The sequence below is a fragment of the Muribaculum sp. NM65_B17 genome (assembly GCF_004793735.1).
In the GTDB taxonomy this organism is placed as follows: domain Bacteria; phylum Bacteroidota; class Bacteroidia; order Bacteroidales; family Muribaculaceae; genus Muribaculum; species Muribaculum gordoncarteri.
Genome location: NZ_SRYY01000001.1, coordinates 536605 through 557509 on the forward strand (window position 1 = coordinate 536605; position 20905 = coordinate 557509).

A 20905-nucleotide genomic window follows, 5' to 3' on the forward strand; every position below is an offset into this window, starting at 1 on the left:
AACCTTTATAACGAAAATACCTCCGCCGATGATTCGACGGAGGTATTCTTTATTTGTTCAATTTGGAAATATCAGCTACTTGTTGAATATATCCTTTATCGCTCCTATTGAGCTCAGCACGCTCGATGCCTCGTAGGGGATGTAGACAGTCTTGTTGTCCTTTCCTGTGGTCATTTCACGCAATGTATCGATATACTTCATTGCAAGCATATAGGTTGCCGGATCGGTGTTGGACGACTTTATCGCCTCGGCAACACGCATGATGGCTTCGGCTTCGGCCTGGGCGGTCAACACCTTTGCACGGGCTTCACCTTCGGCACGAAGGATCTCGGCCTCCTTAACGGCTGTAGCCTGATTGATCTGCGACTGCTTGTCACCTTCCGAAAGGAGGATAACCGAGGTCTTCTGTCCTTCGGCGTTCAGGATTTCGGCACGACGATTTCGCTCAGCCTGCATCTGCTTTTCCATAGCCTCACGCACACTGCGGGGAGGCGTTATGTCCTGCAGCTCTACGCGGTTGACCTTGACACCCCACTTGTTGGTGACATCATCGAGTATCACCTGAAGGCGCGAATTTATGGTGTCGCGCGATGTAAGCGTCTGGTCGAGTTCAAGCTCGCCGATTACGTTACGCAGCGATGTCTGCGTCAACTTTTCAAGTGCGTTGGGCAGATTGTCGATTTCATACACGGCCTTCTTGGCATCTACAATCTGGAAGTAGAGCAACGCATTGATTTCGGTAGTCACATTATCCTTGGTGATTACCTGCTGTGAAGGAAAATCATATACCTGCTCACGAAGGTCGATGGCGGTTGATGAAGTTATGCGCACGATGTTCTGACCGTTGACAGTCGACTCCACCCGGCGTGTGTACACTACCTTCGGCTTGTCGATAAAAGGCCAAATGATATTGAGTCCCGGACTAAGTACGCTGTGGAAACGACCAAGACGCTCCACTACGCGAGTTTCGGATTGTGGGACAATTTTCACGCCGGCCGATACGACAATTATCACTATCAGCACAACAAGTCCCAGAAAAATATAAGTTCCCATTGCTTAGAGTATTAATTGGTTAATTATTTTCGATTTAAATGACAGGCTTAACGGTAAGTATTATACTGTCGTAGCCGGTGACACGCACGCGCGCGCCCAATTCAATGGCATCGCCCGAATTGCTTACAGCCTGCCAGCTGTCACCGTCGACGGTGACGCGCCCTACTCCGCCACCGTCGGGAATCGATTGCGTCACAAACACTTCCCTGCCAATGAGTGCATTCATGTTGCTATTATACTCCTCACGGTGAACGTTATGTTTTTTCCTAAGGTGATTGATCAACGGCGCAAAAAGGATGAATGCCACTATTACACCTGCTGCCAGACCTATAAGTTGCGCTTCAATGCCCAATCCCATAAAATCCAATACCGCAGCAATCACACATCCTACAGCTACACAGAATGTTGCAACAAAGCCGGTTAACAGCTCTATAATCATAAGCACAGCCGCTGCGATAAGGTAAACAATCCACAATGACATAATCTAAAAAATATTTAGAGGTTTATTACTTTTCCAAAAATACAAAATTATGGTTAATAAAACAAATAACATTACCTATCAGGGCTTAAAAGCGGTAAAGAAAAACGGCAGATCGATATAATTAAGAGCCGATTCGACACTAAATACCGATTTGCCGTTATGTCTTGTCTATGACCTTGGATTATTTCATATTTTCGCTGAAGAATTTATCTATCAACGCAAACGGGATGATTTCCTTTTGGTCATAGAGGTCGGTGTGACTTGCTCCGGGGATGACCATAAAGAGCTTATTGTTTTCCTTGCCGGGAGTTACGGTCAGTTTCTTGTAGGCATCACTGCCGAAATATAAAGAGTGAGCTTTCTCGCCATGCAGTATCATCACTGCATTCTCGATCTCTCCGGCACGGCTCATCAGCGGAAAGTTAATCCAAGGTATCGGGGAAGTGGCATTTCGTCCTCCGTTGGAATTGAGCGAACGGGGATGATAGCCTCGTTTGGTCTTGTAGTAGTCATAGTAGTCGCGCAGGAACTTTGGCGCGTCGTCGGGCAATATGTCAGGGACACCGCCACCGAGTTTGGGAGTGCCGTTGAGGTAGTCCCAAACTCGGTGCGCTGTGTGGCCAATTTCTCACGGAGGGCGTTGCGGGCTTCGGCACTGTCTTCGGCGTCAAAATAGCCGTTGGCGTTTACGCGGCTCATATCATACATGGTCGAGGCAAGAGTCGCCTTGATGCGGGGATCGGAAGCGGCAGCGTTGATTGCAATTCCACCCCAGCCGCATATCCCGATGATTCCCACTTTCTCACGATCCACTTCAGGATTCGTCACGAGATAGTCCACTGCCGCACTGAAATCCTCGGTGTTGATGTCAGGCGAGGTCATATAACGGGGTGTGCCGCCGCTTTCGCCTGTAAACGATGGGTCGAAGGCGATGGTAAGGAATCCACGCTCCGCCATTTCCTGCGCGTAGAGTCCGGCAGCCTGTTCCTTTACAGCGCCGAAAGGTCCGCATACGGCTATTGCCGGGAGTTTTCCCGTGGCACCCTTGGGTTTGTACATATCTGCGGCAAGTGTTATACCGTAGCGGTTGACGAATGTCACCTTGCTGTGGTCAATCTTGTCGCTCTTCGGGAATGTCTTATCCCATTCTTTTGTCAGAGTCAAATTTTCCATATTGTTTCGGTTTTCTTTTTGATTGGAGGCGTTCAGACCTGCAATTCCTGTTGTCATGACCAGCAGACCGGCAACCAGCAGATGTTTGAGATTCATATTGTCGAGTTGCTTGTTATTTGATTTTGTTACCAACGGCGTATGCCTCGGCAAGAGCGGGGTGGCCGTTGATTTCTTCGGGAGCATTGACACCTCCGGCGAACACTGTACCGGCAAGATGCGATTTCTCGAAACAGTCAATCCATCCGGTCAGCCCCGTCACGGCACGTTCAGGAGTGGACTGTTCATCTTCGGCGGCACTGGTCAGCATATATATGTCGCGGAATCTGTAGTCCGAAGGATACAGAGGATTGGCCCGGTCAAGAAGTGTCTTCAGCTGTCCGCTCATCTCGTAATAGTAAATCGGGGTTGCGAACGCTATCACATCGGCATCGCGCATTTTGGCTACAATGGTTTGTGAGTCATCTGCTATCACACACTTTTGAGTTTTCTGACAGGCGAGGCATCCGCGACAAAAGCGTATGTCCTTCTCCCGCAGAGAAATCAATTCAACGTTGTTGCCGGCATCAGCGGCTCCGCGAGCAAACTCCTCGGCAAGAGCCTCGGAATTGCTGCCTCGGCGAAGACTTGATGATATTATAAGTACATTCTTCATATATGTGTCTAATAAATAATTTGAGTGCTATTGTTATATCCGGATGCTCATCTGAATGATTTGCGATAGATCTCTGCAGCATCCTCATCAGTGAGTTCGCAGGGATTTGCGGCATAAAGTCCCGGGTTGGTTTCGCGGGCATTGACAGCAAGCTGCATGAACTCGCCCTGTGTGAATCCGTAATCGCTCATCCTAAGATTATCCACACCACAGGCTTTTTGAAGTTCGTAAAGGGCAGTGAGAAAATCCTCCGGCTTGTCGGCATCCTTGATTCCCATTGCTTTAGCCATCTTGATGAAGCGTTCATCGCAGGCGTGCTTCTCGATGAAGAAGCGGTAGAACTCATTAGATATCATGATAAGTCCGGCACCGTGAGGCAATGTAGGATGAAACGCGCTCATTGCATGTTCCATAGAGTGCTCGGCAGTCGTGCTTGTGAGTTGCATGGTGAGTCCGGCAATGGTGCTACCATAGGCAACGCCTGTACGCGCCTCGATGTCGTTGCCATCCTTAACAGCACGGGGTAGATATTTGGCAATGTTCTCTATGGCTGAGAGAGCGATAGGCTCGCTGAGTACATTCAAAAATCGGCTTATCATCACTTCCGTATTGTGGAAGAGAGCATCGAATCCCTGATAAGCCGTATATTTGGCGGGAACAGTCTTCATCAGTTCCGGATCTACTATGGCGAGGACCGGATTGAGCGACGGGCGACCAAACCCGATTTTTTCGTTTGTCTGGAGATTTGATATCACTCCCCAACAATTGATTTCAGAACCGGTGCCGGAAGTAGTTGCAATAGTGACGATTGGCAATCCGGGATTGACCAACGGCAGCCCCTTGCCTGTGCCGCCGTTGACATAATCCCAAAGTTCACCGGGATTCGTTGCCATTGCCGACACTGCTATGGCAGCATCAAGGACTGCACCGCCGCCCAGTGTCACGATGAAATCACAGTTATTTTTACGTGCCACACCTGCCGCTTCCATAACAACCTCCTTGGTGGGATTTTCATGTATGTTTGCGCATACCGCATGCTCTACACCGGCTTTATCAAGTTGAGCGACAGTACGGTCAAACGCCCCGTTTGTATATACTGACTTGCCGTTGGAAATAAGCAAGAGCGCTTTCTTTCCGGGAAGTTTCTGTTTTGACAGTTCGTCAAGTTTTCCACATCCGAACAGAAGTTTTGTCGGAGTGAAAAGGTCAAAATTCATGTTGTCCATATTGTTTATCATATATGTTATTCTTAATACCAGTCATGTTTCTCGCGACGTTCAAGAGCATCGATGCGGCTCATTTCCTCCGGGGTAAGTTCAAAATCAAAGACCGAGATGTTCTCTTCCTGATGGTCTGATGGCCGAGAGTATTGAGTTCACACATTTGTCGCCGTGCAGACTATATGTGCCAAGACCGACAATTGGCATATCATATCCGCTACTCAACGTTATTACCGGAATTTTCACATTTGTCCCTGCTGAAAGATCAAAACTTCCATTTACAAATATTTTTGGTTTTGAAGGTTGTTGCATATCCTGATTACATGCACTTGCAGTCATTGTCATAATTACCGCTATTATAAGATTTAATATTTTCATATAATTATTATTACAATGCAAAATTATAAAAAGAGCCTCTAAACAAAATTGCTGTGAGGCTCAATAATGATTTCTGAAAAGTTCAATTATACGTTTATGCAACATTACTACATTTTGGCATTAAAAGTCCTTCCCGGAAATTCCCGAAAGGAGCAATTGTTTGTATAGCTTGGCTCGCAATAACTTTTTGTCGCTAATCAATGATTGCGTTATAATATGACAAATTTTGTCGGAATAAAAAAGTTTCGTACTTTCGTTGCCTGTATCAAAAATCATACGACATGAAAGGGAAAGCATTATTTATACTGCTCGCCGCTGCAATTGCAGCATCTTGTTCCAACAAAAAAGAATCACAGAATAATGACCCGGTTGATGATGTTAAAGCGCAAACCAATACAGTAGATTTGCGCGGTCAGTGGTATTTGGAAAAATGACCGAAATGGCCTGTGAAAACATGACGACGGAGGACGCTCTTCGCAGGATATTGCCCGATATTGTAGCGGTGGATGTGCAGAATGATTCTGTGACCAGGCTTTGTGGCCGTACACCGGCAGAGTGCATAATGCTTGTCAAGGCTAAGGAGAAGAAATAATATCACGGCAGCATTTTAGACAACAAAAGGCTTTCGATAATTCCGAGAGCCTTTTGTCGTATTGTTTTTCAACAGCGGTGTATTCTTGGTCGCAAAAATCGGTCACCTCATTTCAAGATGGCGGAAGATGCCGATGACTCATGTTTCAGCTCATTGTCACGCTCCACCCTTTTTCCATAGCCGAAAGTATATGTGGCGGTCAAAGCGAATCCCATGTGTTGCGAAGGCGAGTACACCCTTCGTGACATGTCGTAATATTCCGAACGGAGTATTTTTCGATTGGCGCGCCAATCCGACCGCAGAAAGTTTGAAGCAGACACTCTTAAATTCCATGCCCCACTTCCCCACCCGAGTTGCAGCTGATATTGCGATGATGTTTTGCTCTCTATGCCGCTATTCTCGTCGGGATAGTGACTTGGGGTCATGTACCAACCTGTGGTATAGAAATTACCGAAAAAGTAAGAGAGTTGAGCCGTACATGTCAGCTCGTTACGTGTCATCGCAAAAACTCCGGTTGTTCTTCGCATCCATAATCGGGGATTTATTCTTGCCGTCAGTCTGCCGCCAAGTAGCTTTGCTGTGGCATTAATACCCATCATTGTACTCACATAATTGCCATTGTTGGTGTAAAAACGGAGCATTTTCCCATCGGGACCTTCGGGTAGATAATCGGAAACACGCCTATCGGTAATGTAGTAATGGAATCCGCTGAACGCCAGCTGCCATTTATTGGACGGAAGCCAAACCGCCTGCAGCCCCACCTCATGTGAAGGCGAATTTTTCAGTTTAGGATTACCCGAATAGTACATCAACTCATCCTGTTGAAGGACAACCGGGCCGGTCGATGACGCAGTGGGCATTGTTTCGTAGTATTCATAGGATGCAAGTAGTTGGGAATTTTGTGTCGGGGAATAAGTAACCTCGGCATTTATTCTCGGATAGGATGTGTTGAACTTATAATTGCTTATGGAATTTTTCTGCCATGTCCAACCAAGATTAAGGTGAGTGCTCCAGCAGTCTGTGGCAAAATCATAAGAGGCCCCCGCTTGATACCCGTCAATCTTATAGGACTGGCGTGACGACGAATTGCCTTGATAATCTATTTTGCTGTCACGCCATGCTCCCACCGCATAGGCTCGGAGAGTGTGACAATCGTCAATCGACCAATATAGATTGGGATTTACTGTTCCTGAATATGATTTTTCATAAGCGTTATTTGTTATCGATGTTCCCTCGGAACCACAATACAATGAGTTTACCTTATTATTGCCGTATTCAAAGCTCATCCCGATATTAAGCGTTAGGTTTTCCGGAAGCATAAACAGATGCTGACCTCTATACCGGGCACTCATGTTGCGTCGTGAAGATATCGAACGTGTCGTTTCACTTCCCGACCAATCATTGCCATATAAGAGATTGTTGGTTGTTTCAGTTTCAGGCGACGATGCATAGCTGAAACCTATGCGATTGTTAAGTTGAATTTTATCGCTATCATATATGGCTCGGAATGAAATATCATTGGTATTGGTATGACTGTTTTCGGATTTACTGAAATTGTACCTGCTCACATTGGCCGGCCCATCGCCAAGGAGATGGGTAAACCGCATATCCTCAATGCTCTCATCGCCGGCGTTTCTGATTGCATTGTATTGTTCACCGACATAAATGTCATAACTCATGCTCTTATACTTCATCTTGGAGTAGACGGAAGCATCGGTCTTTGTCGCCCCAAAGCTCTGCGTGGCATCCATTTTAGTATAACCGCCCCATTCATATTTCTGCATGATGAAATTTATGACATATCTTTTACCCGAAAACCTTGGATCGGAGGTATTGTCGTAGTATTCAACCCTTTTCACATCATGCGGGTTCAGGCCCGAAATGTCCTCCGACGAAGCTTCTACGTAGTCAATAAAAATTGATACCGGTTGTCCCGAGAGTGTCTTAACGGCATCGGTGACAGGATCGACCGACAATTGCGGGATAGCCATTAAATTAAGCAACGACACTGCATCCTTTGCAGCATTTTTCTCCCTTGCACCGGGAATGTAGGCCGACATCCTGGCTGTCGTATTCTGCATCTGCGCCTCAACAACAACTTCGTTTAGCACTCCTGCATCCAATGAATCGGGCATCTCAGTCGGTTGCTGCGCATAGCCTCCATGCCATACCGACAAAAGTGTTGAAATGATTATTATTCTCTTCATATAACAGTGACTTTTATTTGATGACAAAATTACATACGATGCTGTCTGTCAAGTCTTAGTTGAGCCTCCTTTAGTCTTAGTTAGTCTTAGACCCCATTCCCATTTCAAGAAATTATTTGTAATTTTGTTTATGAAAAAATTCAAGACCATAACAATTGTATGTCTTAGCGCCATTGCCATTATGATAGCGGCAAACGCTTGGTTCATGCACCGACTATATGACACATATAAGCAGCAGTACATAGATAAGGTGGAAAGCTGCGTGCGTCAGGCCGATATAATATCCTGGATCAGCATTGCGCAGTCAACCTATAATGTCGATGACTCAAAGTTGAATCTTATATTGACTTTAACAGGCGATACAACCGAAACCGAATGGTACGATTACCCTGATGTCGATAGAAAAATGGTTGAAGAGCTGATCTCGGCCTTTGCCGCTCAAGGTGAGTATGACCAGCAGATGAAGGGCAAGAACTTCACGATTATAGACAATGTGTTTCGCCGACAACTTGACTATGCCGGTCTTCATCCCGACTATGCGGTTGTTCTGCCTCCCGATTCCACCCTATCTGATGATTCAGGACTTTGGCATATAAAATTCACAATCGACCAAGGCAATACACATCTATATAATGTGTACATATCATCCCTTGGTACAGAGGTTTTGAAACAGATGTCAGGTATTATCGCGACATCAGCTATGATACTAATCCTGATGGGATTCCTGATATGGTATCTGCTTCATTGGGTCGGCAGGTTACGCACTATCGAGCAGATGAAAGACGATTTCACGCATAACATGACGCATGAGTTGAAGACACCTGTAGCCGTGGCATATTCAGCCGCCGATTCCATGCTGCGTTACTACGACCAAAGCGACGAGGCGAGAAACAAGCAGTTCCTTAAGATTATAATGCAGCGGTTGAGTTTCCTGTCGGGAATGATCGAGAACATCCTGTCAATGAGCATGGAACGGTTCAAGACAATGAAGCTCAACATTGAACCGGTTTCAATAAAACCTGTTGTAGAGGATGTTTCGGGCATGATGGGACTGAAAGCCGACAAGCCCGTCGACATAAACATCGATGTTCCCGACAACCTTTCGGTACGGGCTGATTCACTGCATCTTGGCAACATATTGTCAAATCTCATCGACAATGCAATCAAATATTCGGGTGATTCAGTGAACATCAACATAAAAGCCGATGACCGCTCAATAACAATAGCCGACAACGGCATAGGAATTGAGAAGGGAAATTTACCATACATATTCGATAAATTCTATCGCGTGACCTCAGGCGACCGCTATGAGGCGGGAGGTTACGGACTCGGACTTTTTTATGTGAAACAGATTGTCGAATTGCTTGGCTGGAGCATTGATGTGACAAGTAAGCCGGGACAAGGCACAAGATTTACAATAAAATTCAAAAGCGATGAAAAGAGATAAGATTTTGCTTGTTGAGGATGACTCGACACTATCATTCATCATTCAGGATGCGCTGACACGTGAGGGATTTGATGTAGAGTGTGCGCCCAACGGCGAGGCGGGGCTTAAGATGTTTGGCAAATCATCGCCCGATGTTATTGTCGCTGATGTTATGATGCCCAAAATGGACGGTTTTGAGATGGTGCGCCTTATAAGGCTGACTTCACCCGCCGTACCGGTGCTTTTCCTCACCGCCCGCACAGCTCTCGATGATGTTGTAAAAGGCTTTGAACTGGGAGCCAATGACTATATACGCAAACCGTTTCAGATACTTGAACTTGTTGTGCGCATAAAGGCTTTGCTTAAACGCAACCGCCAAGGCGTGGCCGAAGATTCCAATCTTACTCTCTGCGACTGTTCGCTTGACTTTGCATCCCAGCATCTTGCAGTAGGAAATGACACATTTGAGCTATCGCACACCGAGGCCGTGATTATTGATGAGCTGTTTCGTCATCCCAACGAGGTGGTCGAGGCCCGAACGCTGATGTATCGCATTTGGCAGAACGACGATTACAACAATCTCAATCGCCTACACGGCTTTATCTACAAACTCCGCAAATATCTGTCGAAGTCAACCGGGCTTGAACTCCTGAATGTGCGTGGAATCGGCTACAAATTGGCCGTAAATCCGGCATCACTCAACAACGCACCGCCCGCTGATTAAACTTTACAGTTTTTTCAAAGTATGCTGTTTATGGGCACTCTTTCATCGGATTCCGACCGACATATTATGGCTGTATTGTCGCTGTCCCATTCGTGGGGCATTATGCGATATAAGGTATTTATTTGTCGTGCGACACGGTTATGTATCACTTGATAGTAAAGCGAGCCTTCCTTGTTGGCAACGCACGATGACCGGTATTTCAATTTGACTGTTGCCATAGGTTTTGTTTTTAATATTGTATACATATAATATACCTATTATACCGCTACACTATGGCACGTTGTGCCGGGAAGAGATGCACTATATTAACAAGCACTACGTTTGAAATATTTTTTAACATATATGTGCTGCAATATCGCATACCATATCGCTAATTTTGCCGGTGAAAGTCATATCGGCTTTCCGCGTAATCCATAAATACACTCCGTTATGTTTTTCCTCGTTGTTATTATTTGCGTTTTAGGTTGGCTCGGGCCGGCTCTCAAAAATGGTGCTGACATAAATTTGGGCGATATTGATAATCTTCATTGTCATTTGCGCATGCCCCGGCTTCATAACCGCGTTGATCGTCAACTCGGCGATTGTGTTGGGCGTCTTCGGACTTATCTGTGGATAGCCCCCAAAATCAAAAAACGTTTTTAAACAATAATCAGCCATGTCATTCTGGAATTTTCTCGGCGATTTCGCGATATTCAATATGATCTGCAACCTGTTTTCGCGCAAATCGAAATCAAGTACAATCGGCACATATCAACCTCATTATATTATCAATTCGCAATATGAGGCACGTATTCAAGAGCTGGAGGACGAAATCAAGGAGTCGGAAAAACGAATTGCCGAATGTCAAAAAATAATAGATAATAGCCAACCGGCTGATTTAAAAGATTACGACATTTATGAACTGCAAGACTGCATCGATGAGCTTGAAGACCAGCTCGATAACTGTGATGTGGGGTCGAATCGCTACGACCGCATTCAAGACGGAATGGACAGGCTCCAGGACCGGCTTGATGACATGGAGGAGCTTGATGATATAATGGACGACTTTGACGATCTTGACAGTTTCAGAGATGATATATATGACGCGGACTCTTATCGCGATGACTGGTAACCGCCCGATTAACATCCCTCACACCCGCAAGCACACATGCCCGACCGAAACATTTCGCCGATGCACCACACTTCGAGCAAATGAAAACTATTCACCCCCCCCCAAAAAAAAACACTGACTTCCCAACATTTATTGACACACAGAAGGGTCATCTTTCGATGGCCCTTCCGTAATCCGTGAAGCCGTTATGCCCCGACGATGTATGGAAAATAACAGCGAGCAATAAATGCAATAGTTACTCGACTCGCTTATCTATCACGCTTATGCCTCAAACCAAGTCTATTGCCAAATTTAAGTTGAGTGAGGATACACGAGTCCCATATTTGGTACAAAAAATTGCGACTATAATCCTCTATGAGTACAAATTTTTGCGGTTATAACCACCGATTTTACAAAAACTAAGCTTAGAACGGTTCTGCATTCGGAATTGCTCGTATTTTGTTCGATAAAAACGCTGTATTGAATATAATAGTGGATAATTTATTCAGTGCATGTATTGCGAACCATATATTCGGCCAGAACCAAATATAACCGCATTGCCGGAGTTCTATAAAATCCGGTCAACTGTGAATCCGCCAGGCTTTCCGTTTGAATCAGGCAGCTATTTGTCGAGTCGTTCTTTAAGACAGTTAGTATTCAGGCGTAATTGCTTGACGAATGCCTCATTGTTTTGGTACACTCGTACGGATGCTTTGCTGCTGGTTATCCCGAACGTGTTTTCGAGGCGCAGCGTAATATTGTACATGGCATTATTAATTGTCTTGGCTGTCGGGCAACATTCCATATTGGGCAATTTGTATGTGTCAATGAAGCCGCGGTTGAGATTACGCTTAAGTACTTTGACATTTTCATCCCAATAACCTTTTTCCGTCAGGTTGGTGGGACTGATTGTTTCCTCAACGGTGTACTTTCTTTTCCAATTGTCATAATCGGCTTTAAGCGATTGGAATAGGGTTTCGTTTATAATCGTAAAATCGACTGTGAACGGACAGCCAGAATAGATGGCAGCATACTAGAGAATGTTGTAGTTAACTGCAACAACTATGATGAGAGCAGGCTTATAAAGTGCGTAGAAATAGCGTCTATCAGAAGAGAAATTGAAAGTTTGCCAAAATCATACGACACAATATTGAGTCATAGCAATATGTGCCTTAGCAAAGGTCAGATACAACGTATCTTGATTGCAAGAGCCATTTACAAAGATGCGGATATTTATTTATTTGATGAAATCATAAATTGTTTAGGTGAACAAATGGGAAATGACATAATTGAAAAAATAGATTTGTTTTTGAAAGAAAAAACACGAATTTACACCACACACAGGCACCAGATACTTAAGAATTCTGATTATATATACTATTTACAAGATGGTTATGTGTCTGATTTAGGGACATACGAGGAATTGCATAAAAGATCACGCTTATGAATGAACAGATGTTTTACTACAAGGACACATTACTGTCAAGGATGGCCGTTAGGCTATCTTTTATAATGATTGTAATTATATGTGTAATTATCATTTGGGTAGGAATCACATGTGAATGGCCTAGTCCTGTTGAAGGTAGATTCTCTTTGACAAAGGGATGTAGGCCATATAGTATTACTGCTCAGTGTCGGGGTGAAATTTCATATTTAGCTAATGTGAATGATACTGTAAGGGTTGATGAACCTATAGCGTATATGTTAGGCCACGGAGATTATACAACAATTGTAAGATTGAAACACCAACTTGAGGTCTCAGATTCTAATTATATTGTAGAAATCCAGACAAACAAGTTTTATGGTGATTTATCTGTACACATTAAGAATTACATCACGGCAATTAATGAGTATAAAATAGTATCAGAAAGTAAAATAAGCGACTTAAATGTAAGGTCAAATACAGAACAAATTAAGAGCTTGAGAGAAAAACGTTCTAATATTATGGAGTCAATTTATAGGACTGAAGAAGAGTCAGAAATATTGACGAATCAGTCAAAACAAGATTCCTCCTTACTATCACATGGGGCTATCACCAAGTTTGAGGCAGAGAAAAGTAAACTGTTAAGCATTCAAAAACAGACTGAATTATTACAACTAAAGTCAGAACTTACTATTATTGATAAATACATTTCTGAACTCATGAATGATAGTAAAATCATAAAAACGCTTAAATTAGAAGAAATCGCCAAACTCGAAAATACAATAAAGACAACATACTCTGAATTGAAAGAAGCCGTGGCAGAATGGTTTAATCGATATGAATTAAGGACTCCTATATGTGGAATATTAGAAAATCCCTTAAGAATAAATAATCGACAGACTGTAGATGTCGGTACCGAAATCTTCAGAGTATTGCCTATTGGCGATTTAGTTGAAGGAGAAATTTATTTTGATGCTTTAAAATCTTATGGCATAAAAGAAGGAATGAGTGTCAAATTAATATTAGACGATTATGACGAAAATGATTATGGTTTTTTAGTTGGTCAAATAGAGGATATATCATCATCCATTTTTAAGACAAATGAATTATCAGGATACACATGTATCGTTATGGTAGACCTATCAAAACAAAGCACTTTTCACGCACCTCTGGATTTTAAACATGGCATGAATGGAATTGTTAAGTTTAACATTCATCAGAAATCACTTTGGGATAAATTTAGGATATGGTTATTGAGAAAATCTCCTACATAAAAGCATCATATCGGTTTACATAATCACAGTTATAGTAAATATTTTTCTCAACAATCAAGGGAGCTTCCAACTGAATTAGGCATTCTAGTTGAGCAATATTTATATAATATTCCCTTATATTATTTATAATTTCAGTGTTAATTTCGGTTAAATTTTTTATTTGCTCATTGAATTCAGTCAAAGTTATTCTTTGTGCTTCCAATAGTTTTTCTTTCACATCTAAAGAGTGGAGATTAATGGATAAAGATTGACTAAGAAAGCGTGATTGATCATAACAAACATTAATGTTACCAAGCAGTTCGTCCAAGTATATTCGTTCTTTTTTATTCTTCATTTCAAGTTCTTCAATGAAAATATTTTTATTTATCAGCGCCATCCTCATTTTTCGTTTATTTTCCTTCAAATCAGTTAAATTTATTGAATACGAGATAGAAATATTATATGAGGGATTAAGGTTTGCTCTAAATTGGGAAAAATTTTCAAAACTTGTATTAGTACCTATGCCGAAAGTTATTGTTGGTAAATCTATTAGATTAACCTTTGCCTCAGCTAATTGCTGTTCTGTAGCACTCTCAATCAAAGACATATAGCTTGCTTGTATACTATCTAAACGGTGGTGTAAATATTGGTCATTAAACTGATATTCTATAATAGTAGGTTTGTAGAAATTTAGTAGTTCTCCAGGAATATCTTGACAAATAACATTTTTCAACATTCGAATTTTATTGTCGTAATTATTTTGGATTTTTTTCTTAGAAATCCCTATTTCATTAATTCCCAATATCAACGACTCCAAATCCACTAATAAGCATTTGCCAGATTTGTAAAGATTTTCATATTGAACTTTAATAATTTCGTATTTATCTAGTATAGAATCTAATAATTGAATATTCTCTTGATAAATTAGAAGATCGAAATAGCAATCAATAACCTCCTTTTTAATATTTCTGGAAATTTTTTGACCGTTTTGAGTTTATAATTTGAGATTGCTGTTTGCTTTATAAATTTATTGCGTCTAAAGAACGACAGTGGTTGTGAATACGACACTTGGTACAAATTCACTCCAAAGTTTTCATAACTTGAATTCCGATTAATATATCTATAGTAGTTGACAGATTGACTAATAGAAATGTTGCCACCTGTTAATGATAGAGGGATTGAAGTGTTAAACGAAAGTAGCCCCGAGGCATGTTGTACACCTATATTTCTTATAGAGCCATCCGGTTGAGTGACACTATTTATACTTTGATTATATAATGGGGAGAAAGAAATTGAAAAAGATGGTTTTATACTATGCAGAGATGATGCAAGATTAAGTTCATTTATTTGTTGAGTGGAATTTTGAATTTTAATGGCATTTGAATTTAGCAATGCAAGTTGAATGCACTCCTCTATGGAAATAGCATTCTGCGAATGGGGTATATCACCACCGTAGCTTTCTTTAAATATTAGAACTGTAATGGCAATGATAATCCAATTAAATAACTTCATTGTAAGATGAAATATAGTACAATAGGTACAATTGGAATAACAGTATACACAAATAGCAGAAATAAACAGTACAAGAAACTATTGTATTTTAAATTATTTGATAAATCAAATTTTGTTATAATAAGATTGACATACTCCCTTTTTTTTAGTCGCCTTATGATTATTCTAGATACTACATAGTTAAGACCAAGAAGGAGTCCAATCAAAAAGAGCCGTTCATTATAGGAAATAGTTATAATGTTTGAAAGCAATAGCACAATGGTGACTTCGCTCCACAGTGGTGTTGAAATATTAAAAAAAGACAACATTCCGTATTCTTCATCAATAGGAAATATACCCTCTCCATTTTTATTGCTTTTTAAAAAAAGAGAGTATCGAGCGAAAATAAATGGCTTGTATATTTTGTCAATTAAATTCATTTCTACTATTAATAAGTTGAATTACTACTATTTCCATTCATGCATGTACCGACGACCGTAAGGACAATAGATAGTCCTGATAATGTTAGACCAACAGCAGGACAGACCGAAGTATACGCGCCTAGAATACCAGCTGCTGCACCAGCTACAAGAACCCAATCTCCAGGCGTAGCATCTCCATCCGCTATTCCAATTACTGCTGTTGCGCCTCCAACTAAAGCATTTCCTTTAACAAATGCCTTCCCCCATGTATTCAATATACTTTGGTTATTTGCCAGTACCCTAATGAGATCATCTTGCAATCCAGGGGCATTAGCGACTAAAGATGAAACTGAAACGGCTTTATATATGTTGGTTTCCTGAGCTTTTTGTAACCATACGGCCGTATTATTCCTTATAGAATCTTCAACCAAACCAACAGCCTGAAGGCCATTTGCTGTTATTTCAGATTGTGACATGTTTCCATGATCACTTGAAGGACCTCCATGTCCGAAGTCATCTCTATCGTCATATGGATAATCATCATCGTAAGGGTAGTTATCATTCCCAAATAAATCATCCCATTCATCACGAGTATAAATTCCATCGGGGGTGACAATGATTTCAGGAAGCATAATCGAATCTTGCTCCCAATCGCCATAGTCATAAGAGCCCCCCGTTTCATTATTTAATTGAAGTATATTATCATTTACTAAATCTATATCTTTCATCTTACTGATATGTATTAAGTATAATTTATGCAAATTTAGTAAAAAAAATGAAATAGTATTTGACTGAATATGAACAGACTTATGACACCAAGACTGGAGGAAGCCTTCAAGGACTTCCTCCTTTACTTCCAGGACGGCAAGGGCACAAGGATGAAAGATGTAAACAAGGAGTTTCTTCTCGGCTTCATAGACTTCCTTCGCAACGATTATCGCACGCCGCAAGGAAAACCGATTGCCTCATATACCCAGCGTAGCTATTTCGGCATCTTCAACTCCGCACTCAACGCCGCTGTGCAGGCCGATGTCATACCAGACAATCCTGTCAACCGGCTGACACCGCAGGAACGCATCAAGGCACCGGAAAGCAAGAGGGAATACCTGTCAATCGACGAAATCAGGACGCTTATAGCCACGGAGTGTTCACATGAAATTGTCAAGCGCGCCTTCATGTTCTCATGCTACTGCGGTCTGCGCTTGAGCGATGTGTATGCACTCAAATGGAAAGACCTTGTGCGTGACGGTGACATCTGGCGAGTAGGAATCGTCATGAAGAAGACCGCGACACCGAACTATCTACCACTTTCAAAGCAGGCGACGGCATGGATGCCGGAGCGAGGCGAGGCCGCCGACAGCGACAATGTTTTTGCACGGCTGCCTAAAGGACAGTATCTGAACGACCTGATAAAAGCGTGGGCGAAGGAAGCAGGACTGTCTAAACATGTCACGTTCCATACATCGAGGCATACCTTCGCAACCATGCTGCTGACACTCGGCGCAGACCTTTATACAGTATCGAAGCTGCTTGGTCACGCCAATGTGAAAACTACTCAGATTTACGGAAAAATTGTTGACCAGAAGAAAGATGATGCCGTGAGCCGGATTGACAAGGCTTTTGAATAATACAGCAAATCACCTTTTATAGCCATCTGTTCCCGGTTTGTTAGAGAGATAAGATAGCTTGATTTTTCTTCCCTGTGCCTTGTCCGGCATGGGGATTTTTCTTGCCCGGCCATTTCATCTGTAAATCACTGTTACCGTGTGAACGAGTGCCGGAAAAAGGTGCCGATTTTGTGATTTTCATAGATAAGCTTAAAAGACAGTAGCTTATACAGCCATCTTCGGTTGATTTCCATTCCTGTATTATAGCTTTGCAGCCCCAACAAGAAAACAAATAGAAAATAATTTTATAACCAACAGGAATTTTAATGACAAAACCAAGTATGTTGACGCCGACCGAGGCGGCCGAATACCTCGGAATCAAACTCAGCTATCTCTACAAGCTGATGATGCGCCGTGTCATCCCTTACTACAAGCCGGGAGGCAAGCTCTGTTACTTCGACCCCGAAGACCTCGACAAGTGGCAGCGCAGTGTCCGTGTCGCAACGGACGAGGAAATCGAAAGTCAGGCACAGGCCTACATTCTCAAAAACAGTATCAGACCATAACCAAAATTCTTATAAATCATGACAGAAACAACCATTCAGACTGCGGAGCCGGGCATCGAAACGATGTCAGCCCCGAATCGCTCCCGTAAGGAGAAGAAGAACAGAATCATTGACGAGTCAAAGACGATTGAGATAGAGCGCAAACTGTTATCCTCGCTCGGCATACATGAGGCGGACGCACTTGCGGCGTGTATCGCAATCGGTGCGAGCAATCAGGAAGCGGCGGCTGTGAAAGGTTCCGACCGGCACCGTCTCAATCTTTATCTCAACGCCGGAACGAACAGGAAGGAGATGTCCGTGCAGGAACTTTCGGAACACCGTCAGGCGCGGGCCCGTCAGCTTGTCAAATCTGCTATCCGCTATCTCGACAAAGAGGAGATGACGGCAGCGATGTTCACTGTCAGTGAAATCGCACGATGCAGGACTGACATTGACGAGGGCGTGAGGATGATACAGTTCTACAACTCATCAACTTCAGGGAAGTAACAGTTTTAACCTTGAACCGGAGTGTTGCGCGGATGGCGAGAACATACAAGGAATAATTTCAGATTAATTTCATCTGGTATATTATCTTCTATCCGCCAACATTCTGGTCGCACTTACGATGCAAACAAGGACACATGAATAAACTATCCAAGGATACATACAAATTTCAAATACCGTCGCGCTTTGAAATCATTACTTTCAGAATGACAGTCGAGGTGATGAATCTACTTAGCGGCACCACCGAGAACAAACGCGGTGACAAGATTTCCAATATTACGCTCTTTTACGACCTGCTGTCAAGAATGGCTGTAAATGCGAAAGTGTCAGACGACTTCCGCCGCCCTCTGGCATTGCAACCGGGACAGGCGCAGTATTCGGAGCTTCGCCTCGCGGAGCAATGGCAGATGAACCGAACCCGATTGCGCAATCTCCTTGACAGGATGGAACAGGCCGGACTTATCTACACTGACCGTTCACTTGTAGGGTCGGTGATGACATTCCCCTCCGTACTGGGCTGGAGCCGCCCTGACAAGCCTTATATCCGCAACCCCGCCTTTTTCAATGCGGATTGAGCTTCCGGCACCCGATACGGTGAATCTTCCGGGTTGCGGGTTGCCCCATAGTCAGCCCCACGGTTAGCCGTATGTCTTAAGCTGCAGGAAAGCAGGAAACGTGGATTTCGTTGCAAGATATGCCGCTGTATTACATTCCCTGTCGGTTACTGCATACACGGCTCTCTTGCGTTGCCGCACAGGGCAACGGGACGCCGCTCGCAGGCTCGCACCGATGACTTTTACAATAATCAGTTACTTTTATAAGATTCTCATAACCAATTTATAACCTTCAGTGAACAAACCTAATGAAAACGGTGGCGGACGCCGCCGTTCCACCATGTCTTTCCGCGTCAGCAAGTCGTAGAGGGAAAAGATAGAGAAACTTGCCGGGCAGTGCGGTATGAACCGCAGCGAGTACCTGCTTTCACGGGCGTGTGGGTATGAGCTGAAAGCACGCCTGACACCGGCACAGACGGCAGTCCGCGACGAGCTTATTATAGCCCGCAGCGACTATGCCAAATATACCTCGATGCTGAACGCCATGCCGCAGCACGAACGCATGGCGATGTTCCGCAACCAGCCGTGGATGATCGAGGCTTTAGGACGCCTCCGCAGGACTGCGGACCTCATCACCGAAATAATCAACAGATATTTTTCCCCGAACCGCATACCGGGAACATCATCTGAAACGGACAAGGAACAGGAAGCGACATGATAGCATCCATAAGTCACGGAATAAATGACATCAGGTATATTACCGGCGAGTCGAGGCACAAGGAACACCCTGAGCTTATATATCATGTCAAAGATAATCTTCTCCCTTGTGAACTTGACGCGCAAGGCATCTGGGATCTGATGAAAGCCAATGCGTCAATGAAAAAGAATGTCATCCGTATGGAAATCAGTCCGGCGATGGAACATACCAAAAACTTCACCATGCAGGACTGGAAGAAGCTGTGGGACGATTCTGTCAGGGAGTTCGACAGGATAGAATTGACGGATGAAAACGGCAAGGTTTATTCGCATAAAACCAACATTGCGAACAGCATCTACACCGTCTGGCTTCATTATGAATCCGACAGCGGCATACCGCATCTTCACGCCGCAGTGTGCCGGAAAGACCGCTTCGGCAAGACCAACAACGACCACAACATACACATCCGTGCCCAGGATGCGGCTCAGAACGTGGCTCTTCAGCGAGGTTGGATAACGGCGGCAGAAATCCACAGGATGAACGCCGATAAGGTTGCCGATGACCTTACGTAAATTCTGCGTGCCATGCCGTCATGGTCGTGGAATGATTACGCAGCACGGATCCGGACAATAGGTTACACGATTATGATACGTCCCGGCAAGAAAGGCGTTTACGGTTATTCTATCGGAAAAGGTAAAGCCCGATTCAAGGCATCCGAGCTTGGCACAGACCGCAACCTGACGGCTTCGAGGATTGAAAAGACATGGAATAAACTTCACAGTCAGTCCGCAGTTAAGTCGGCTCAGCCTGTTAAGAAATCCGGCACAAAGCCGGTTGCGCCTGTTGTATCAAAGCCTGTTGTATCTCCTGACAAACAAGTTCTGGATTATACCTCTTGGCAAGAAGGAACATCGAGATACGAGCTTACACATGGAGGCATAACTTCGCAGTTCTACATTCCCAATGATGTCATGCAGGTATTCGACGACGAGTTTGACTACCGCGAGATTGTAAATTGGCAGGAGCTTACCGATATGGCGGTTGCATTGTTCGTTGGTCTCACTGCGCTCGACACCGTTTCAACCGGAAGCGGCGGAGGCGGTTCGTCCAACGATGACAACTGGCGAGACCGCAAGGACGAGGAAGAAATTGAACGTGCCCGCAGATGCGCCCGTGCAGCCGCAGCCTGCCTCGGCAAGACCCCGAAATCAGGACGCAGAAGGTAAAAGACACATCAATGACAAATCATATAGCAATTGCACAATACACACATACGCATAACCTAATCAACGCTAGTGTTAGCGGTAAATACCACCAATAATGCCAGCTCGGGATAAGTGATCGCGTTAATAAAAGAAAAGATAGATAATCGCATAACATAAATTTTGTAGTTAGAGTGGAGCGACCTCGCGA

The 20905-nt window shown here is 43.6% G+C and carries 24 protein-coding genes and 2 pseudogenes; 13 read left to right on the plus strand and 13 right to left on the minus strand.

Annotated features, from left to right (window positions below):
• Nucleotides 1–75: 75 nt before the first annotated feature.
• The 6 genes and pseudogenes from E5354_RS02325 to E5354_RS02350 all read right to left on the minus strand — a co-directional run bounded on the left by E5354_RS02325 (nt 76) and on the right by E5354_RS02350 (nt 4957).
• Nucleotides 76–1053: an SPFH domain-containing protein gene (locus E5354_RS02325; RefSeq protein WP_123396771.1), complete on the minus strand. Its 978-nt coding sequence runs from the start codon at nt 1051–1053 to the stop codon at nt 76–78.
• A 34-nt stretch (nt 1054–1087) separates the two neighbouring features.
• A complete protein-coding gene (locus tag E5354_RS02330) occupies nt 1088–1534 on the minus strand; it encodes an NfeD family protein (protein WP_123396772.1) in 447 nt (148 codons plus the stop codon).
• A gap of 181 nt (nt 1535–1715) precedes the next feature.
• A pseudogene (locus E5354_RS02335) lies at nt 1716–2764 on the minus strand (alpha/beta hydrolase).
• Nucleotides 2765–2819: 55 nt separating this feature from the next.
• A complete protein-coding gene (locus tag E5354_RS02340; RefSeq protein ID WP_123396774.1) occupies nt 2820–3359 on the minus strand; it encodes a flavodoxin family protein in 540 nt (179 codons plus the stop codon).
• A 47-nt stretch (nt 3360–3406) separates the two neighbouring features.
• On the minus strand, nt 3407–4576 hold the full coding sequence (locus tag E5354_RS02345) for an iron-containing alcohol dehydrogenase (protein WP_410504206.1): 1170 nt from the start codon (nt 4574–4576) through the stop codon (nt 3407–3409).
• 105 nt (nt 4577–4681) lie between these two features.
• Entirely contained in the window at nt 4682–4957 is a 276-nt protein-coding gene (locus tag E5354_RS02350; RefSeq protein WP_210433121.1) for a hypothetical protein, read from the minus strand.
• Between the two features lie 281 nt (nt 4958–5238).
• On the opposite strand from E5354_RS02350, the gene E5354_RS14135 reads away from it, so the two are divergent.
• Both E5354_RS14135 and E5354_RS14140 read left to right on the plus strand, forming a co-directional pair.
• Nucleotides 5239–5391: a hypothetical protein gene (locus E5354_RS14135; protein WP_168353799.1), complete on the plus strand. Its 153-nt coding sequence runs from the start codon at nt 5239–5241 to the stop codon at nt 5389–5391.
• Nucleotides 5392–5396: 5 nt separating this feature from the next.
• Nucleotides 5397–5549, plus strand: coding sequence for a hypothetical protein (locus E5354_RS14140; RefSeq protein ID WP_168353800.1), 153 nt, complete (start codon nt 5397–5399; stop codon nt 5547–5549).
• Nucleotides 5550–5656: 107 nt separating this feature from the next.
• Here E5354_RS14140 and E5354_RS02355 read toward each other — a convergent pair whose 3' ends face one another.
• Nucleotides 5657–7756, minus strand: a complete 2100-nt coding sequence (locus E5354_RS02355) for a hypothetical protein (RefSeq protein ID WP_135946268.1) — start codon at nt 7754–7756, stop codon at nt 5657–5659.
• A 130-nt stretch (nt 7757–7886) separates the two neighbouring features.
• Here E5354_RS02355 and E5354_RS02360 point away from each other — a divergent pair, with 130 nt between their 5' ends.
• Together E5354_RS02360 and E5354_RS02365 are read left to right on the plus strand one after the other, a co-directional pair.
• Nucleotides 7887–9203, plus strand: a complete 1317-nt coding sequence (locus E5354_RS02360; RefSeq protein ID WP_135946269.1) for a sensor histidine kinase — start codon at nt 7887–7889, stop codon at nt 9201–9203.
• Nucleotides 9190–9906: a response regulator transcription factor gene (locus tag E5354_RS02365; protein WP_135946270.1), complete on the plus strand. Its 717-nt coding sequence runs from the start codon at nt 9190–9192 to the stop codon at nt 9904–9906. Before E5354_RS02360 ends, E5354_RS02365 begins: the two co-directional genes overlap by 14 nt.
• A 14-nt stretch (nt 9907–9920) precedes the next feature.
• Here E5354_RS02365 and E5354_RS02370 read toward each other — a convergent pair whose 3' ends face one another.
• Together E5354_RS02370 and E5354_RS02375 are read right to left on the minus strand one after the other, a co-directional pair.
• Complete coding sequence (locus E5354_RS02370) at nt 9921–10124, minus strand: hypothetical protein (protein WP_135946271.1); 204 nt, start codon at nt 10122–10124, stop codon at nt 9921–9923.
• Nucleotides 10125–10365: 241 nt separating this feature from the next.
• Entirely contained in the window at nt 10366–10563 is a 198-nt protein-coding gene (locus E5354_RS02375; protein ID WP_135946272.1) for a hypothetical protein, read from the minus strand.
• Between E5354_RS02375 and E5354_RS02380 the strand changes: the two genes are divergently transcribed.
• The 3 genes from E5354_RS02380 (at nt 10562) to E5354_RS02390 (ending at nt 13693) form a co-directional block, all read left to right on the plus strand.
• On the plus strand, nt 10562–11017 hold the full coding sequence (locus E5354_RS02380) for a hypothetical protein (RefSeq protein ID WP_135946273.1): 456 nt from the start codon (nt 10562–10564) through the stop codon (nt 11015–11017). The two genes, E5354_RS02375 and E5354_RS02380, sit on opposite strands and share 2 nt — an antisense overlap.
• 1105 nt (nt 11018–12122) lie before the next feature.
• Nucleotides 12123–12443 carry an ATP-binding cassette domain-containing protein gene (locus E5354_RS14440; protein WP_168353801.1) on the plus strand — a complete coding sequence of 107 codons (321 nt, stop codon included), beginning with the start codon at nt 12123–12125 and terminating at the stop codon, nt 12441–12443.
• Nucleotides 12440–13693 (plus strand): HlyD family efflux transporter periplasmic adaptor subunit, encoded by a 1254-nt coding sequence (locus E5354_RS02390; RefSeq protein WP_135946274.1) that lies wholly within the window; start codon nt 12440–12442, stop codon nt 13691–13693. Before E5354_RS14440 ends, E5354_RS02390 begins: the two co-directional genes overlap by 4 nt.
• Here E5354_RS02390 and E5354_RS02395 read toward each other — a convergent pair.
• The 3 genes from E5354_RS02395 to E5354_RS02405 form a co-directional block, all read right to left on the minus strand.
• Nucleotides 13686–14408, minus strand: coding sequence for a TolC family protein (locus E5354_RS02395; RefSeq protein ID WP_136419366.1), 723 nt, complete (start codon nt 14406–14408; stop codon nt 13686–13688). The two genes, E5354_RS02390 and E5354_RS02395, sit on opposite strands and share 8 nt — an antisense overlap.
• A 188-nt stretch (nt 14409–14596) precedes the next feature.
• Entirely contained in the window at nt 14597–15184 is a 588-nt protein-coding gene (locus E5354_RS02400; RefSeq protein ID WP_135946276.1) for a hypothetical protein, read from the minus strand.
• Nucleotides 15185–15611: 427 nt separating this feature from the next.
• Complete coding sequence (locus E5354_RS02405; protein ID WP_135946277.1) at nt 15612–16313, minus strand: hypothetical protein; 702 nt, start codon at nt 16311–16313, stop codon at nt 15612–15614.
• 81 nt (nt 16314–16394) lie between these two features.
• On the opposite strand from E5354_RS02405, the gene E5354_RS02410 reads away from it, so the two are divergent.
• Nucleotides 16395–17213 carry a tyrosine-type recombinase/integrase gene (locus tag E5354_RS02410; RefSeq protein ID WP_168353802.1) on the plus strand — a complete coding sequence of 273 codons (819 nt, stop codon included), beginning with the start codon at nt 16395–16397 and terminating at the stop codon, nt 17211–17213.
• A gap of 40 nt (nt 17214–17253) precedes the next feature.
• Here E5354_RS02410 and E5354_RS14145 read toward each other — a convergent pair whose 3' ends face one another.
• Nucleotides 17254–17394 (minus strand): hypothetical protein, encoded by a 141-nt coding sequence (locus E5354_RS14145; RefSeq protein ID WP_168353803.1) that lies wholly within the window; start codon nt 17392–17394, stop codon nt 17254–17256.
• Nucleotides 17395–17518: 124 nt separating this feature from the next.
• Between E5354_RS14145 and E5354_RS02415 the strand changes: the two genes are divergently transcribed.
• From E5354_RS02415 to E5354_RS02435, 5 genes and pseudogenes are all read left to right on the plus strand, one after another.
• The gene (locus E5354_RS02415) at nt 17519–17758 is read left to right on the plus strand and encodes a helix-turn-helix domain-containing protein (protein WP_135946279.1); all 240 of its coding nucleotides are present in this window, start codon (nt 17519–17521) and stop codon (nt 17756–17758) included.
• A gap of 18 nt (nt 17759–17776) precedes the next feature.
• Nucleotides 17777–18244: a hypothetical protein gene (locus E5354_RS02420; protein ID WP_135946280.1), complete on the plus strand. Its 468-nt coding sequence runs from the start codon at nt 17777–17779 to the stop codon at nt 18242–18244.
• Between the two features lie 134 nt (nt 18245–18378).
• A complete protein-coding gene (locus E5354_RS02425; RefSeq protein WP_135946281.1) occupies nt 18379–18816 on the plus strand; it encodes a hypothetical protein in 438 nt (145 codons plus the stop codon).
• Nucleotides 18817–19171: 355 nt separating this feature from the next.
• Nucleotides 19172–19513: a metalloproteinase gene (locus E5354_RS02430; RefSeq protein ID WP_410504207.1), complete on the plus strand. Its 342-nt coding sequence runs from the start codon at nt 19172–19174 to the stop codon at nt 19511–19513.
• Nucleotides 19510–20718 (plus strand): annotated as a pseudogene (locus E5354_RS02435) (relaxase). Before E5354_RS02430 ends, E5354_RS02435 begins: the two are co-directional and overlap by 4 nt.
• Nucleotides 20719–20905 lie beyond the last annotated feature (187 nt).

Bases quoted from the DNA above. Each gene is read 5' to 3' on its own strand.
- E5354_RS02325 (WP_123396771.1), bottom strand. From the start codon at position 1,053: ATGGGAACTTATATTTTTCTGGGACTTGTTGTGCTGATAGTGATAATT.
- E5354_RS02330 (WP_123396772.1), bottom strand. From the start codon at position 1,534: ATGTCATTGTGGATTGTTTACCTTATCGCAGCGGCTGTGCTTATGATT.
- E5354_RS02340 (WP_123396774.1), bottom strand. From the start codon at position 3,359: ATGAAGAATGTACTTATAATATCATCAAGTCTTCGCCGAGGCAGCAAT.
- E5354_RS02345 (WP_410504206.1), bottom strand. From the start codon at position 4,576: ATGAATTTTGACCTTTTCACTCCGACAAAACTTCTGTTCGGATGTGGA.
- E5354_RS02350 (WP_210433121.1), bottom strand. From the start codon at position 4,957: ATGAAAATATTAAATCTTATAATAGCGGTAATTATGACAATGACTGCA.
- E5354_RS14135 (WP_168353799.1), top strand. From the start codon at position 5,239: ATGAAAGGGAAAGCATTATTTATACTGCTCGCCGCTGCAATTGCAGCA.
- E5354_RS14140 (WP_168353800.1), top strand. From the start codon at position 5,397: ATGGCCTGTGAAAACATGACGACGGAGGACGCTCTTCGCAGGATATTG.
- E5354_RS02355 (WP_135946268.1), bottom strand. From the start codon at position 7,756: ATGAAGAGAATAATAATCATTTCAACACTTTTGTCGGTATGGCATGGA.
- E5354_RS02360 (WP_135946269.1), top strand. From the start codon at position 7,887: ATGAAAAAATTCAAGACCATAACAATTGTATGTCTTAGCGCCATTGCC.
- E5354_RS02365 (WP_135946270.1), top strand. From the start codon at position 9,190: ATGAAAAGAGATAAGATTTTGCTTGTTGAGGATGACTCGACACTATCA.
- E5354_RS02370 (WP_135946271.1), bottom strand. From the start codon at position 10,124: ATGGCAACAGTCAAATTGAAATACCGGTCATCGTGCGTTGCCAACAAG.
- E5354_RS02380 (WP_135946273.1), top strand. From the start codon at position 10,562: ATGTCATTCTGGAATTTTCTCGGCGATTTCGCGATATTCAATATGATC.
- E5354_RS02375 (WP_135946272.1), bottom strand. From the start codon at position 10,563: ATGGCTGATTATTGTTTAAAAACGTTTTTTGATTTTGGGGGCTATCCA.
- E5354_RS02390 (WP_135946274.1), top strand. From the start codon at position 12,440: ATGAATGAACAGATGTTTTACTACAAGGACACATTACTGTCAAGGATG.
- E5354_RS02395 (WP_136419366.1), bottom strand. From the start codon at position 14,408: ATGTTGAAAAATGTTATTTGTCAAGATATTCCTGGAGAACTACTAAAT.
- E5354_RS02400 (WP_135946276.1), bottom strand. From the start codon at position 15,184: ATGAAGTTATTTAATTGGATTATCATTGCCATTACAGTTCTAATATTT.
- E5354_RS02405 (WP_135946277.1), bottom strand. From the start codon at position 16,313: ATGAAAGATATAGATTTAGTAAATGATAATATACTTCAATTAAATAAT.
- E5354_RS02410 (WP_168353802.1), top strand. From the start codon at position 16,395: ATGACACCAAGACTGGAGGAAGCCTTCAAGGACTTCCTCCTTTACTTC.
- E5354_RS14145 (WP_168353803.1), bottom strand. From the start codon at position 17,394: ATGAAAATCACAAAATCGGCACCTTTTTCCGGCACTCGTTCACACGGT.
- E5354_RS02415 (WP_135946279.1), top strand. From the start codon at position 17,519: ATGACAAAACCAAGTATGTTGACGCCGACCGAGGCGGCCGAATACCTC.
- E5354_RS02420 (WP_135946280.1), top strand. From the start codon at position 17,777: ATGACAGAAACAACCATTCAGACTGCGGAGCCGGGCATCGAAACGATG.
- E5354_RS02425 (WP_135946281.1), top strand. From the start codon at position 18,379: ATGAATAAACTATCCAAGGATACATACAAATTTCAAATACCGTCGCGC.